General features: G+C 65.3%; 12 protein-coding genes. 8 read left to right on the forward strand and 4 right to left on the reverse strand.

Going from position 1 to position 15051, the window contains the following annotated elements:
- Window positions 1–135: 135 nt before the first annotated feature.
- From CH296_RS19325 to CH296_RS19335, 3 genes are all read left to right on the forward strand, one after another.
- Window positions 136–4974 (forward strand): NAD-glutamate dehydrogenase, encoded by a 4839-nt coding sequence (locus CH296_RS19325; RefSeq protein WP_094685544.1) that lies wholly within the window; start codon window positions 136–138, stop codon window positions 4972–4974.
- A gap of 98 nt (window positions 4975–5072) precedes the next feature.
- The gene (locus CH296_RS19330; protein ID WP_052049348.1) at window positions 5073–5537 is read left to right on the forward strand and encodes a thioesterase family protein; all 465 of its coding nucleotides are present in this window, start codon (window positions 5073–5075) and stop codon (window positions 5535–5537) included.
- Window positions 5530–6219: a hypothetical protein gene (locus CH296_RS19335; protein ID WP_045194580.1), complete on the forward strand. Its 690-nt coding sequence runs from the start codon at window positions 5530–5532 to the stop codon at window positions 6217–6219. Before CH296_RS19330 ends, CH296_RS19335 begins: the two co-directional genes overlap by 8 nt.
- Here the strand turns inward: CH296_RS19335 and CH296_RS19340 are convergent.
- Window positions 6216–7799, reverse strand: coding sequence for a glycoside hydrolase family 13 protein (locus tag CH296_RS19340; protein WP_094647518.1), 1584 nt, complete (start codon window positions 7797–7799; stop codon window positions 6216–6218). The two genes, CH296_RS19335 and CH296_RS19340, sit on opposite strands and share 4 nt — an antisense overlap.
- Window positions 7800–8011: 212 nt before the next feature.
- On the opposite strand from CH296_RS19340, the gene CH296_RS19345 reads away from it, so the two are divergent.
- Window positions 8012–8479 (forward strand): cupin domain-containing protein, encoded by a 468-nt coding sequence (locus tag CH296_RS19345; protein ID WP_094685608.1) that lies wholly within the window; start codon window positions 8012–8014, stop codon window positions 8477–8479.
- A gap of 18 nt (window positions 8480–8497) precedes the next feature.
- Here CH296_RS19345 and CH296_RS19350 read toward each other — a convergent pair whose 3' ends face one another.
- Window positions 8498–8893, reverse strand: coding sequence for a globin (locus tag CH296_RS19350; RefSeq protein WP_032394607.1), 396 nt, complete (start codon window positions 8891–8893; stop codon window positions 8498–8500).
- A 51-nt stretch (window positions 8894–8944) separates the two neighbouring features.
- Complete coding sequence (locus CH296_RS19355) at window positions 8945–9904, reverse strand: mechanosensitive ion channel family protein (RefSeq protein ID WP_045199538.1); 960 nt, start codon at window positions 9902–9904, stop codon at window positions 8945–8947.
- A gap of 231 nt (window positions 9905–10135) precedes the next feature.
- Here CH296_RS19355 and CH296_RS19360 point away from each other — a divergent pair, with 231 nt between their 5' ends.
- The 3 genes from CH296_RS19360 (at window position 10136) to CH296_RS19370 (ending at window position 11594) form a co-directional block, all read left to right on the forward strand.
- Window positions 10136–10798 (forward strand): HNH endonuclease, encoded by a 663-nt coding sequence (locus tag CH296_RS19360; protein ID WP_176459074.1) that lies wholly within the window; start codon window positions 10136–10138, stop codon window positions 10796–10798.
- A gap of 81 nt (window positions 10799–10879) precedes the next feature.
- Window positions 10880–11131 carry a membrane protein gene (locus CH296_RS19365; RefSeq protein ID WP_032394605.1) on the forward strand — a complete coding sequence of 84 codons (252 nt, stop codon included), beginning with the start codon at window positions 10880–10882 and terminating at the stop codon, window positions 11129–11131.
- Window positions 11118–11594: a DUF5130 family protein gene (locus CH296_RS19370; RefSeq protein WP_032394604.1), complete on the forward strand. Its 477-nt coding sequence runs from the start codon at window positions 11118–11120 to the stop codon at window positions 11592–11594. Before CH296_RS19365 ends, CH296_RS19370 begins: the two co-directional genes overlap by 14 nt.
- 91 nt (window positions 11595–11685) lie before the next feature.
- On the opposite strand, the gene pepN is transcribed toward CH296_RS19370, so the two are convergent.
- Window positions 11686–14259, reverse strand: a complete 2574-nt coding sequence (gene pepN / locus CH296_RS19375) for an aminopeptidase N (protein ID WP_094685545.1) — start codon at window positions 14257–14259, stop codon at window positions 11686–11688.
- Between the two features lie 158 nt (window positions 14260–14417).
- On the opposite strand from pepN, the gene CH296_RS19380 reads away from it, so the two are divergent.
- Window positions 14418–15035 carry a DsbA family protein gene (locus CH296_RS19380; RefSeq protein WP_045194585.1) on the forward strand — a complete coding sequence of 206 codons (618 nt, stop codon included), beginning with the start codon at window positions 14418–14420 and terminating at the stop codon, window positions 15033–15035.
- Window positions 15036–15051 lie beyond the last annotated feature (16 nt).

Raw genomic sequence — 15051 nt, forward strand, 5'->3', positions numbered from 1 at the left:
TCGCACAGTTCGCCACGCGCTGGGTCTGCGAGGTCACTGCGGTAACGGGGTGTTCGACACTAAGGTCGAGTAGTCATCGACGACCGGCGATCGGCGGGCGTCGGGAAAATCCTCACGAGGGAGTACTCGAACACCATGCCACGCTCGCTGGACCTGCCCGACAACGATTGGGCCGACGGGCTCGACGACCGACTCCTGGCCGAGCTGGCGACCCTGCGTGCCGAGTACTTCGAGCACGTGGACACGACGGCCGTCGGAGCGTCCGCGCACAGCCCCGACACCACGTCCTTTCATCGGCACGTCCGGTTGGCCGCGCAGCGGCGTCCCGAGACCGCGAACGTGGCGGTTCACCGACCGAGTGAGTCGAGTTCTGCCGCCCATCGGGCCGCGGGCAGCTACCTGCAGATCGTCACCGACGACATGCCGCTCCTCGTCGAATCGGTCATCTCGCTGCTCTCCCGACTCGGCATCGAGTACACCGACGTGGTTCATCCCATCCTCTCGGTGGCCCGCGACGCCGACGGCAAGCTGACGGGCCTGACCGCCGACGGTCGACGCGAATCCTGGATTCACGTTCAGCTGCATCCCGCCACGTCCGAGGACGCGCTCGCCCGCGTCGAGTCGGAGGCGCGCCGGGTGTTGGCCGACGTGCGTCAGGTGGTCGGCGACACCGATCGAATGCGTCGGGTGCAGGCCGAAGTCGCCGATCTGCTCGACGGAGCGGCCCAGCGGGCCGGTGATCCGGAGTCCGACATCGCCGTCGATCATCGCGACGCCGCCGCGTTGCTGCGTTGGCTGGGCGACGGCCATTACACGCTCCTCGGCTACCGCCGCTACCGGATCGACGGAGTCGACGGCGCACGGACGGCCACCGGCGACGAGTCGAGCAGTCTCGGTGTCCTGCGCGACGCGGCGCACGAGGTGGACGGCTCGGAACCCCTCGGTCAGCGCGATCTGGTGACCCTGACGCAGGGTGCGAGTCCGGCCACGGTGCACCGCGCGGTCTACCCCTACTTCGTGAGTGTTCTCGACAACGAGAATTCCGCCGAGCACCGCTTCGTCGGCGTCTTCACCGTCACGGCGCTGCACGAGAACGTGCTCGACATTCCGGTGATCGAGCGTCGGGTTCGATCGGTGATCGCCCGCGCAGGCCACGATCTCGGGTCGTTCTCCGGTCAGGCGATGCTCGAAGTGCTGCAGTCGATGCCGCGCTCGGAACTGTTCGCCACCTCTGCGGCCTGGCTGTTCGAGACCGCGAGTGCTGTTCTGGCACTTGGCCGTCGGCGCAAGGTCAAACTGTTCGTCCGGCCCGACGCCAGCGGCTCCTTCGTCTCCGCCCTGGTGTACCTGCCGCGCGATCGTTACACCACCCGTGTGCGTCTCGCCATCCAGGATCGGTTGCTCCGCGAACTCGGTGGTACCTCGCTCGACTACACAGCGCGCGTGACGGAATCGGACCTGGCGCTGTTGCACGTGACCGTTCGTCGCGCACCGGGAACGGCGTCGACGGAGCTCGGTGCCGAGGACATCACCCGGATCGAGGCGGCGCTGACCGAGACCACCAGAACCTGGGAGGATTCCCTCGGCGACGCAGTCTCGCTCGACCGTACGGTCGACCCGCTGCGTATTCAGCGGTACACCGAGGCGTTCCCCGAGGCCTACAAGCAGGATTTCAGTCCGGCTCGGGCGGTCACCGACATCGCGCGCCTCGAAGGGCTCGGTGCCGAGTCGATCGACATGCAGCTCTACCGCAACGAGCAGTCCGCCGTTGGCAGTTGGCGGTTTTCGTTGTACATCGGCGGCGCGGGCGTCTCGCTGTCGCAGGTGCTGCCCATTCTGCAGAGCCTCGGCGTCGAGGTCGACGACGAACGACCGTACCCCGTGGTTCGGCCGGACGGAATGTCTTGCTGGATATATGATTTCGGGCTCTCCGCCTCGCGCGAGATGCTGCGCTCGGCAATCGACGGTGACATCGATGCGGAATTGTCCGAGGCAGGCACCGCCGATCGTGAGAGCCGAGTGCAGCATCGGTTCACCGACGCGTTCGCGGCGGTGTGGAGCGGCGCTGCCGAGGCAGACCGGTTCAACGAGCTGGTCATGCGCGCGGGCCTGCACTGGCGGCAGGCCGTGGTGTTGCGCGCCTACGCGAAGTATCTGCGCCAGGCCGGTTTTCCCTACAGTCAGTTCAACATCGAAGGTGTGCTGCTGACGCATCCGCGCACCGCTCGGCTGTTGGTCGGGTTGTTCGAGGCGCAGTTCGATCCCGAGGCGAGCTCGGAGGAGAACGCGCAGTCGATCGGTACCCAGCTGGGGGAACTGATCGACGAGGTCGTCAGCCTCGATGCCGACCGAATCCTGCGCAGCATGTTCGAGCTGATTCGCGCGACCTTGCGAACCAACTACTTCGTGGTGGGAGTCGACGGCGAACATCGCGAGTACCTCTCGCTCAAGTTCGACCCGCAGTCGATCGCCGAATTGCCCAAGCCGAAGCCGAAGTTCGAGATCTTCGTGTACTCACCCCGCGTCGAAGGTGTGCACCTGCGGTTCGGGGCCGTGGCTCGCGGCGGACTGCGCTGGTCGGATCGACGTGAGGACTTCCGGACCGAGATCCTCGGACTCGCCAAAGCCCAGATGGTCAAGAACGCCGTCATCGTGCCGGTCGGAGCCAAAGGCGGATTCGTCGTCAAGCGGCCCCCCGTCGTGACCGGTGACGCCGATCGAGATCGTCAGGCCCATGCCGAGGAAGGCAAGGCCTGCTACCGGCTGTTCATCGCCGGGTTGCTCGACATCACCGACAATCTCGACCGTGCCACCGGAACGGTGACGGTTCCCACCGGCGTCGTACGCCGCGACGGAGACGACACCTACCTGGTCGTTGCCGCGGACAAGGGCACCGCGACGTTCTCCGACATGGCCAACGACGTGGCCGCGAAGTACGGCTTCTGGCTCGGCGACGCCTTCGCCTCCGGTGGTTCGGCCGGCTACGACCACAAAGCCATGGGCATCACCGCCAAGGGTGCGTGGGAGAGCGTCAAACGCCACTTCCGCGAGCTCGGAATCGACACGCAGAGCCAGGATTTCACCGTCGTCGGTGTCGGCGACATGAGCGGGGACGTGTTCGGCAACGGCATGTTGCTCAGCCGGCACATTCGCCTGCTCGCCGCGTTCGATCACCGGCACATCTTTCTCGATCCCGACCCCGAGCGTGAGTCCTCGTTCGCCGAGCGGGAGCGGTTGTTCGCACTGCCGCGGTCGTCGTGGGCGGACTACGACACCTCGCTCATCAGTGCGGGCGGTGGAGTGTGGGAACGGACCCGCAAGTCCGTCCCGATCAGTGCGGCTGCACGTGCCGCCTTGGGGCTGGGCGATTCCGTGGACGCGCTGTCTCCGCCGGAGCTGGTGAACGCAATCCTTCGGGCTCCGGCCGATCTGCTGTGGAACGGCGGAATCGGCACGTACATCAAGGCATCGACCGAGACCAATGCCGAGGTCGGCGACAAGGCCAACGACATGGTCAGGGTCGACGGAATCGACGTCCGCGCCGCAGTGGTGGGGGAGGGCGGCAACCTCGGAGCGACCGCCCTGGGCCGCATCGAATACGCCGCTGCCGGAGGCAAGATCAACACCGACGCCGTGGACAACTCGGCGGGTGTCGACTGCTCCGATCACGAGGTCAACATCAAGATCCTGTTGGAAACGGCCATCACCAACGGCAACCTGGCGCGCGAGGATCGAGACGAGCTGCTCGCGTCCATGACCGACGAGGTGGGCAGATTGGTGTTGTGGGACAACATCATGCAGAACGAGCTGCTCGGCACATCGAGGTTCGACGCACCGAGCCTGGTCACGGTGCACAGTCGGGTGATCGAGGACCTGGAAGTGCGCCGCGGACTCGACCGAGAGCTCGAGGCGCTACCGACCGAGGCGGACCTGCGTCGACGCAAGCAGGACGGCCGAGGATTGACCTCGCCGGAACTGGCGACGTTGATGGCTCACGTGAAGTTGGCGTTGGAAGCGGAGTTGCTCGACAGCGAACTCCCCGACAGCGACGTCTTCGCTCCGCGGCTACCCAAGTACTTCCCCGAGCCGCTGCGCGAGCCGTATGCCGACGCGATCACCGCACATCCGCTCCGGCGGCAGCTGGTGGCCACGACGCTGGCCAACGAGGCCATCGACTGCGGCGGCATCACGTTCCCCTACAGATTGACCGAGGATTCGGGTGCGGCAGGCACCGATGCCATTCGCGCGTTCGCGGCCGCCACCGAGATATTCGGACTCGACGAGGTGTGGAACTCGATCAGGGCCGCGGACGTGCCGACAGCGGTCTCGGCCGAACTGTTGCTCGAGTCGCGCCGCATGCTCGACCGCGTCTCGCGGTGGCTGCTCGCCAACCGTCCCCAGCCGCTGGCCGTCGGAGCCGAGATCAGCCGGTACGCCGGCCAGGTGCGGGCACTGCAACCGTCGGTGTCGACGTGGATCTCCGGGCATCAAGCCAGCGACCTGGACTCGCGATCGGCTGCGGCGATCGAACGCGGCGCGCCGGCCGACCTGGCTCGTCGGATCTACGGGTTGCTCGACGTGTACTGCCTGCTCGACATCATCGACATCGCCGACATCGTGGATCGGGACGGAGCCGAGGTCGCCGAGCTCTATTTCGCCCTGGACGCGCACATCGGTATCGACTGGTTGCTCACTGCCGTCTCCAAGCTGGCTCGTGGAGATCGCTGGCACTCGTTGGCGCGCTTGGCCCTTCGCGACGACCTGTACTCCTCTCTCCGGGGAATCACGCAGGCCGTACTGGCAGGCGGCGAGCCGGAGGAGTCGGTAGCGGAGAAGATCGCGGAATGGGAGTCGACCAACTCGTCCCGGCTCGCGAGGTCTCGCGCGGCATTGACCGAGATCGCCGAGTCGGGAACCCTCGACCTGGCCACCCTGTCGGTCGCTGCCCGACAGGTGCGCAACATGGTGCCGTGACCGACATGGTGCCGTGATCGACACGGTGTCATGACCTTCCGCACCACGTCGCAACTGCCGAAAACGACGACACTCGACCGAGAAGAGGGAACGACCACGTGAGTGTGCCCGACGCCCATCTGTCCGACCAGCGACCTGCAACCGCGCGAGTGGGCTTCCATGCCACCGTGGACGTGCGGTGGTCGGACATGGATGTGTACCAACACATCAACCATGCCCGGATGGTCACTCTCCTCGAAGAGGCCCGCATTCCGTGGCTGTTGGTGGACGGGAGGCCCACGGCGAACCTGCGTCACGGAGCGGTGATCGCGGATCTGCACGTGAAGTATCGAGGCCAGCTCCGGCACGAGGACGGTCCCCTCGATGTCTTCATGTGGATCGATGCGGTGCGGGCGGTGGACTTCGTCGTCGGTTACGAGGTGCGGGCCAGGGGTGCCTCGCTGGACACCCCTGCCGCCGTCGTGGCCTCGACGCAGATCGCGGCGTTCGACATCGATGCGCAGCGGTTGCGTCGACTCACCCCGACCGAGCGCGAGTTCTTGATGAGCTGGCAGCGTGTATGAGCGCGTACTGACCGTTCCCGACGCGGTCGAGCGGGAGAACCTCGCGACGTTCTGCAGCAGGGCGCTGCGTCTGGACGAAGCTGCGGTGATCCGTATGCGGACCCGAGCGGGTGGCGGTGTTTCGTGTTGGGCAGCAACGGGTTTCGATGCGCTGGCAGCGCGGGTGATCACCGGAACCGTGGTGCCCGACGACACCAGTGCCGGTGCCGACGTGTTGGTTGCGGCGGCGGCGCAGGCGGTCGACGGTGTGATCGACCCGGGGTTCTCGATGGATTCCGCGTGGCGCGGTGCCCTGCCGCCGGACGGCGGATTCGACCATCTCGACGATGTGCCCGCCAGGGTGCTCGTGGGGCTCGCGCAACGCGGCGTCGCACTGGCCAAGGAGCACGGCAGCAGCCACGGCCCGCCGAGTTCGTTGCTCGAACAGGAAGTTCTCCACGTCGCCGGTGACGCCGACGACGTGTCGATCTCCATGCGGACGGTGTTCGCCCTCACCGCAATGGGTTTCGTTCCGCACAGTGGCAGCGATCCGTTGACCGTCGACATCGACCCGGATCGAATCGCACCCGACGAGGTCGTTCGGGTGCGCGTGTCGAAGGTGTGGCTACGCCTCGATGCCCGCTACGGGTCGATCTTCGCTCGTCGGGCCGGGCAGCAGTTGTCGCTCACCGTCGAGCGTTAGACGAGCCACGCAGCAGCGTTCGCCGGAAGTTTGCCGTCCACCAGCGGGGCACTGGCCAGCAGCAACTCGCCGGGAGGCAGCGGGATCGACTCCTCCGAGGCGTTCAGGGCACAGATCAGGCCGCCGCTTCGGCGAAACGCCAGGCAGCCGGGAGGTGATCCGTACCAATCGATTCCGGTGCCGGTGAATTCCGGACGCAGCGCCCGCAGTTCGAAGGCCGTCCGGTAGAGGCTCAGCATCGAATCGACGTCCTCGAGTTGCGCCTCGGCGGTGTACCCGTCCCACTCCGGCGGCATCGGCAACCAGGTTCGATCCGTGGAGGAGAATCCGAAGGGCGGTGAGTGTCCCTCCCAGGGCATCGGCACCCGACAGCCGTCTCGGCCACGTTCGGCATGCCCGGATCGCTCCCACACCGGATCCTGCAACGCGCTGTCGGGCAGTTGCACGTTGGGCAACCCGAGCTCGGCACCGTTGTACACGAAAATTGTTCCGGGAAGGGCCAATTCGACGAGAATCATGGCGCGGGAGCGCGCCCGACCCCGGTCCCCACCGCCGTACCGGGTGACCTCGCGCTCGACGTCGTGGTTCGACAATGTCCACGTGGGAGTTCCGGCAACCAGTTCGACAGCGGCGAGGGAATTGGAGATGGCGTCGCGGATGGTCGACGCATCGAAATCGACGCTGGCCAGCCGGAAGTTGAAGCCCAGGTGCAGCTCGTCGGGCCGGATGTATTCGGAGAACCGCACGTTGTCCTGCACCCAGATCTCGCCCACGGTCACCGCGTCGGGGAATTCGTCCATGACGGCTCTGATGCGTCGATGCAGCTCGTGGACGCGAGGGTTGTTGAATCGGGGATCGTCGTCGTCGTTCTTCATCAACGCGTTCAGTTCGAGACTCATGTCGGCCAGGTCCACCGGTTTGGCCATACCGTGCGCCACGTCGAGTCGGAAGCCGTCGACGCCGCGGGAGAGCCAGAATCGCAGGGTGCGCGCGAAGTCCTCGAACACCTCGGGATTGTCCCAGTTCAGATCCGGCTGCTCGGGCGCGAAGATGTGCAGGTACCACTGGCCGGGGGACCCGTCGGGCTCGGTGATGCGGGTCCAGGCCGGGCCACCGAAGATGCTCGGCCAGTTGTTCGGTGGCTGCGAACCGTCGTCACCGCGTCCGTCTCGAAAGATGTAGCGGGCTCGTTCGGCACTACCGCGCGCAGCTGTCAGGGCCGATCTGAACCACGGGTGCTCGCTGCTGGTGTGATTGGGCACCAGATCCATCGTGACCTTGATGTCGCGCGCATGAGCCTCGTCGACCAACGCGTCGAAGATCTCCAGGTTGCCGAACAAGGGGTCGATGTCGCGAGGATCGGACACGTCGTACCCGTGATCGGCCATGGGCGACCGCGTGATGGGTCCGATCCAGACGGCGTCGATACCAAGCAGTTCGAGGTAGCCGAGCTTGTCCCGAATTCCGTCGAGGTCACCGATGCCGTCACCGTTGGAGTCCGCGAACGACCGGGGATAGATCTGGTAGAAGACGGCGTCCTGCCACCACAGCAGCTCGGAGCTTTCGATCGGATCGGTCACAAGGGGCAATAGTGCCAAACGATCGGCCGCGGAACGATTCAGGGGCGTTGGGGCACAGTGGGAGGCAGGATGTCAGGTCAACGAACAGTAAAGCTTTGTGCTCATTCACATGACCGACTCGTGCCGTTTCGTTGAGAAAGTGTTGTATGTTTCTGCTCTGGCAACCAGTAGCGGCGGAAGCCGCGCCCGACGGTGAGGACGCGACGGAAACCATGATCACTTCGACCATCGAAGCCGTACGACTCGGCGACATCGCACTCGACGACAGCCCCATCGAACCCACCTGGATTCTCGAAGGAAACCCGCAGGCGCGCCTCGCCGAGTGGTCGAAGAGCATCGACGGCACTACTACCACCAACGTATGGGACTGCACTGCGGGACGTTTCCGTTGGTACTTCGCCGTCGACGAGATCGTGCACATCATGGACGGTTCGGTGACCGTGTCCAGTGACGACCATGCACCGCGCACCCTGCTCCCGGGTGATGCTGCACTGTTCCGTGCGGGCACCTGGTCGGAGTGGCACGTCGAGAACTACGTACGCAAGCACGCCATTCTGCGCCAGCATCTGCCGGCGCCCGTGAGTTTCGCCCTCAAGGTGGCCGGTTCCGTTCGCGCCCGCATGGGCAACCTCAGGGCCGCTGCCGGCGGCAAGAGCCCGCAGCGGGTCGGATCGCCGTAGCCCGCTGCGCTGCCGCCGTCAGATCGCCGAGTTCATCATCGAATTGGCGGCCATCTCCATGTAGTCGATCAACTGTGCTCGGTGCGCGGAGTCCATGACCTTCGGGTCGATCGACGCGATCGCGATGTGCATGCAGCGAAGCCACGCGTCTCGCTCCATCGGTCCGATCCGAAACGGGTTGTGTCGCATCCGCAATCGAGGATGGCCGCGCTCGTCGGAATACGTCCGCGGACCGCCCCAGTACTGTTCGAGGAACATCCGCATCCGCCGTTCGGCCGGTGCCAGATCCTCCTCCGGGTACAACGGGCGCACAATCTCGTCCTTGGCGACTTCCTCGTAGAACTTCGCCGTGAGTGACCGGAACGTCTCGGCACCGCCTACCGCGTCGTAGAACGTCTGCTGCGGTTCGGTCATCACACTCTCTCTGTTCGTTCCTGGTCGGCGTCGCTCACCATCATGGTCTGTTCAGTTGCCGCGCTCGGCCACGACCCCACCCGGGCGACCCAGTGCGTACGGTGCCTTGATGTCGGCATCGTCGAATGCCTGGAGTATCTCCTGGTGGAGTCGGCGCTGCACGGCCCACTGGCGGCCGGGGCGGGTCTTGATCGTGATGCGGATGGTGACCGTGTCGGCGCTGACCGCATTGACCCCGAGCATCTCGGGCGGTTCGAGAATGTCGTCGGCGAAGTCTTTGGACTCCACCACCTTCAGCGTGGTGCGTTCGGCGACTGCGCGGGCCTCGTCGATGTTGGCCGTGTGGGACACGGGCAGATCGAGAACGGCGACCGCGAAACCCTGACTCATGTTGCCCACGCGCAGCACCTCGCCGTTGCGGCAGTACCAGACCGTGCCGTTGACATCCCTGATCGTCGTGACGCGTAGCCCCACGCTCTCGACGGTGCCGGTCGCTTCACCGAGGTCGACGACGTCACCCACCCCGTACTGGTCCTCGAGAAGCATGAAGATGCCCGACAGAAAGTCTCGAACCAGGTTCTGGGCACCGAAGCCCAGGGCGACACCGACGATGCCCGCCGAGGCGATGAACGGAGCGACATTGACCCCCGCCACATCGAGCACCGAGAGCACGAACCACGTGAGAATCATGACCGAGACCGCCGACTTGAGCACCGAGCCGATCGTGTTGGCCCGTTGTTTGCGACGCTCGTTGAGAATCGCGCCCTTGACGGTGCTCGACGACCGGTCGCGGAGCGGACGCAACAGCATCGGAGACTTCCCGACGTTGTTGCGGGTGAATCGGTCGATCAGTTTGTGCAGGACCAGTCGCAGCACGATGGCGAGGACCAGATAGCCCAGAGCCTGCAGCGGACGATCGACCAACCAGTCGCGTCCGGTCTCCGTCAACTCGAAAGCTCGGGTGTCGAGATCTCGCAACAGCGACGGGTCGGGAAGGGACGATGCGGACAGGAAGGTTGATACGGACACCCGAAAAGTCTACGGAGACGTCGAGATCTCGCCAGTCACGCTGCGCATGGAGCCGCCGATCGTCGATCGTGAACGCGAGGACGCGAGATGTTCACCGTTCGGCAACAGAAAATGCCGAGAAAAAGGCTGTGCGTGGACGGTGTATTCGTGTTCCACTGTCACTCGTGTTCCACGCAAGCCATGCGCGGGCGCCGACTGTCTCTGGAGCAACGCATGAAGAACTCGCAACACCGCCATCGACAACTCCCGCCCACTGAGGGCCGCACCACGCACGACCAGCGTGAGACGGCCTCGGGGGCTTCTCCGCTGCGTGTGGTGCCGACGGCTCACACCGCCACGGGCGACGACGCCGTTCCGGCGTGGGTCAAGCGCCGTGTGCTGCTCCTCAATGCCACATTCGAACCACTGACCGCGCTTCCGATGCGCCGGGCGGTGGTTCTTCTCGTTTGTGGGAAAGCCGACGTGGTGCACGACGATCCGGAGGGCCCGTTCATTCGGTCTGCGGACTTCTCGGTCCAGGTGCCCTCGGTGATCAGATTGCGGACGTTCGTCCGTGTTCCGTACCGAGCGCGAGTGCCGATGACCCGCGCCGCGCTGATGCACCGCGACCGGTTCCGGTGCGCGTACTGCGGAAGCAAAGCCGAAACCGTCGACCATGTGGTCCCGCGTAGTCGCGGAGGTGGCCACTCGTGGGAGAACTGCGTCGCATGCTGCGCCTCGTGCAACCATCGCAAGGCGGACAAATTGCTCAGTGAGATCGGCTGGACACTGCGCGCCCAGTTGGTGCCGCCCAAGGGTCCGCACTGGCGACTGTTGGCGACGACCAAGGAGCTCGACCCGACGTGGCTCGCGTACCTCGGTGAGGGTGCTGCCTGACGCGGTCAGGTCTGCACATTTCGGTCACAACACCGGCCCCGACGTGGTCCGACGCGCAATTGTCGACTAACGTCACACCCCGTGAGCATTTTTGAGACCACGCTGATATTCGGGGTGATTCCGGTTGCGGTGATCGGACTCCTCGGCGCGTTGTCCTACTTGACCGACAAGCAGCCCGGTATGGACGTTCCGCCCTACCGACTGACGGACGAGTGGACGCGCGAGCCATTGCTGTGGAGTGCTACGGACGAGGTGACTCCTTTCGGAGGCCACGGTTCGCACGACGCCGACACAGCCGACTCGATCGGAGGTTCCGCAAGTGGCAAGTGGTGAACTCGTCCGCAGTGACGTCAGAGAAGAAGACCTGCCTTTCGGGGCTGCGCTCACCTCGAGCGGCCGCGTCTCGGCGGCTCACGAGTTCGGGACCGCAAATCCCGAGCACCTGCCGTTCGCCACGCAGGACCTGGTTGCGCTCGACGACGCACTCACCCAAGCGATTCGGCAGACCAAGATCCGGTTCAACGTCTACATCGGTGATCTCGGCGTCGATCCGGCCGCGGGTGCGGATTCGGTGTTCCCCGGGACTCCCGATGCCGTTCGTTCGGTCCTGATCGCCGTCGACCCCAATCGGCACGCACTCGAGATCCGCACCGGCAAGCGAGTGTCCAACCGAGCGACCGACCGGGTCGCACAGTTGGGTGTCACCGCGGCCCTCGGCCCGTTCCGCGACGGAAACCTCATCGACGGTCTGGTCACCTCCGTCCGGGTGATGGCCGCGTCCATCCTGAGCCCCTAGCTCCCTTCCTCCCGACCGCGCTCGTACGACGAGGGCCGGTTGCTCCACCTCCGGGTGGAGCAACCGGCCCTCGTCGTCGGTGCCGTCGAGATCAGCTCGCGTCGAACTCCCGTGCAGCGAGAGCCCGAACGATGCCGGCCCGGCCCTCGATCACCAGGCGACGGAGCGCGGGCGGTAGGTCGCCGTCGAGGAACCCGTCCGCCGCAGCGAGGGAGTCCTCCGAGATCGACCAGGACGGGTACAGGCCCACCACGACGGTCTGCGCGACCTCACTCGAACGACGCGCCCAGACACCTTCGATGGCGTCGAAATAGCGGGCGACGTACGGTTCGAGCAGCTCGTCCTGACCTGGTCCGGCGAAGCCGCCGATGATCGAGCGGGCCGTGATGTTGGGAACCGCATCGTCGTCCACCACTGTCGTCCAGGCCTGATCCTTGACCTCCGCGCTGGGCCGAGCGGCTCGTGCAGCCGCTGCCGACCGGGCTCCGGCGGCAGTGTTGTCCCTGGCCGCCTCGGCGTCGATCACCGGCGAGTCCAGGCCGTCGGCGTCGATCGCACCGGCACCGGCCAGCGCCGTGACGATGCGCCAGCGCAGATCGGTATCCACGCCGAGGCCGTCCAGCGACTGCCCCTCCACATCACCGTCGAGCAGTGCCCTCAGCACGTCGATGTGACGGTCGCCGAGCTCGGTGCCGGTGAGAGCATTGACGAATGCCAGCTGGTGATCCGAGCCTGCTTCGGCGCTGCGCGCCAGGTCGAGCAGTGCATCGGCGAACTCGGGGGTACCGTGCTCGGCCGCCCATGCCGGGTCGGCGTAGCTGGAGATTGCGGTCTGGGCCTGCAGCAGAAGTCGTTGCACCACACCCACTTCCGTCTCAGCGCCGATTCCGCGCTGGACGAGGGCCACGAAGTCTCGCGCCTTCATCTCGGCGGATCGAGTCATCTCCCAGGCCGCCGACCACGCGAGGGTGCGGGGGAGTGGCTCGGCGATGTCGGCGATTCGAGAGAGAAGGACATCGAGCGAGTCCGGGTCGAGTCGCACCGCGCAGTACGTCAGGTCGTCGTCGTTGACCAGGACGAGCTTGCCGCGCGAGACGCCGACCAACGCATCGACGGTCGTCGACTCGGCAGCGTCGAGGTCGAGTTCGACGCGGTCGGTGCGCACCAGCTTGCCGTCGACGTCGTCGTAGATTCCCACCGCGATGCGGTGCACGCGATGCTCGCCCGCACCCGGGGCAGCACCGGTCTGCAGCACCGAGAAGCGGGTGAACTTGCCGTCGGCGTCGACGTCGAAATCCGGGCTCAAGGTGTTCAGGCCGGTGGTGCGCAGCCACTGGGCACCCCAGTCGGAGAGATCGCGTCCCGACGACTTCTCCAGAGCGGCAAGCAGATCCGAGAACGTGGCGTTGGCGAAGGCATGATCGACGAAGTACGCCCGCAATCCGGCGAGGAAGTCCTCCTTGCCGACATACGCCACCAGTTGCTTGAGCACACTCGCGCCCTTGGCGTAGGTGATGCCGTCGAAGTTGACCTCCACGGCTGCGAGATCGGGAATGTCGGCGGCGATGGGGTGCGTCGACGGCAACTGGTCCTGACGGTAGGCCCAGGCCTTCTCGACGTTGGCGAACGTGGTCCACGCGTTGGTGTACTCGGTTGCCTCGGACTGGCACAGCACCGAGGCGAACGTCGCGAACGACTCGTTGAGCCACAGGTCGTCCCACCACGTCATGGTCACCAGGTCGCCGAACCACATGTGTGCCATCTCGTGCAGCACGGTCTCCGCGCGCCGTTCGTACGAGTACCGCGTCACCTTGGACCGGAAGACGTAGTCCTCGAGGAACGTGACGGCACCCGCGTTCTCCATGGCACCGGCATTGAACTCGGGCACGAAGAGCTGGTCGTACTTGCCGAAGGCGTAGGGAGTGCCGAAGTTCTCGTGGTAGAAACCGAAGCCCTGCTTGGTCTCGGTGAACAGGCGCTCTGCGTCCATGTGCTCGGCAAGTGAAGCGCGGCAATAGATTCCGAGGGGAATGGTGCCGTGGTCGTCGGTGTACGAGTCGGTCCACTCCGCGTACGGTCCGGCGATCAGTGCGACGAGGTAGGTGCTCATCAACGGTGTCGTGTCGAACACGTGCTCGCCCGCCGCAGGCTCGGCGGCGTGCGCGGCATTGGAGATGACCGTCCAGCTCTCCGGCGCGGTGACCTTCAGATCGAAGGTGGCCTTGAGATCGGGTTGATCGAAGCAGGCGAACATACGCTTTGCATCGGCGGTCTCGAACTGCGAGTACAGGTAGACCGTGCCGTCCGACGGGTCGACGAAACGGTGCAGTCCCTCGCCCGTGTGCGAGTAGACGCAGTCCGCATCGATGACGAGTTCGTTGTGCTCGGCCAGATTCTCGAGCGCGAGGCCGGTCGACTCGTCGTAGTCGGCGGTATCGAGATCGGTGCCGTTGAGCGTCGCGGAGCGGATCGTGCTCGCGATGACGTCCACGAAAGTCGACGCCCCGGCGGTGGCCGCGAACGTGATGGTGGTGAGCGAGCGGAAGGTCTTCTCGCCCGGATTGCCCTCGCCGTCGGTGAGATCGAGAACGATCGCGTACTTCGTTTCCCCGATGATCGCCGAACGCTCGGAGGCTTGGTCACGCGTCAGGTTGGGAGCAACCACTTCAGTCGACACCTCTTCGTGTAGTTATGGATAGTGCCTTCCATCCCATCACGTCACGCGTACCCCTCGCTGGCCGACGGGCCGTGCGGAATGTCTGCGCGGTGGGCGGTTGTTACGCAATGAAGAGACGTTGACCTCGACTTCCAAGGAGTAGGACAGTGGCCGGTTCAGGACAGAAAGACACTGCGGATTTTTGGTTCGACCCACTGTGCCCGTGGTGTTGGATCACCTCGCGGTGGATTCTCGAGGTGCAGCAGGTGCGAGACATCGACGTGAACTTCCACGTCATGAGCCTGGCAGTGCTCAACGAGGGCCGCGATCTGCCCGAGGAATACGCCGCGATGATGAAGAAGGCCTGGGGGCCGGTTCGGGTGGCGATCGCCGCAGCCAAACTGAAGGGCGACGAGGTTCTCGCCCCGCTGTACGCGGCCATGGGAACGCGAATTCACAACGAGGGCAACAAGGATTTCGACGTCGTGATCTCGGAGTCGCTCGCAGAACTGGATCTGCCCGGTGACCTTGCGAAGGCCGCCGAGAGCACCGACTACGACGAGGACCTGCGGACCAGTCATCACGCGGGCATGGACAAGGTGGGGCCCGATGTCGGCACCCCGACCATCCACGTCAACGGCGTGGCCTTCTTCGGCCCCGTGCTCTCCCGAATCCCGCGCGGTGAAGAAGCAGGCAAGCTCTGGGACGCGTCGGTGATCTTCGCGTCGTACCCGCACTTCTACGAGCTCAAGCGCACCCGCAACGAGGACCCACAGTTCGACTGATCGCATGACCCTCGTG

Origin of the sequence: Rhodococcus sp. 14-2496-1d (genome assembly GCF_002259365.1) — a bacterium.
Classification (GTDB): Bacteria; Actinomycetota; Actinomycetes; order Mycobacteriales; family Mycobacteriaceae; genus Rhodococcoides.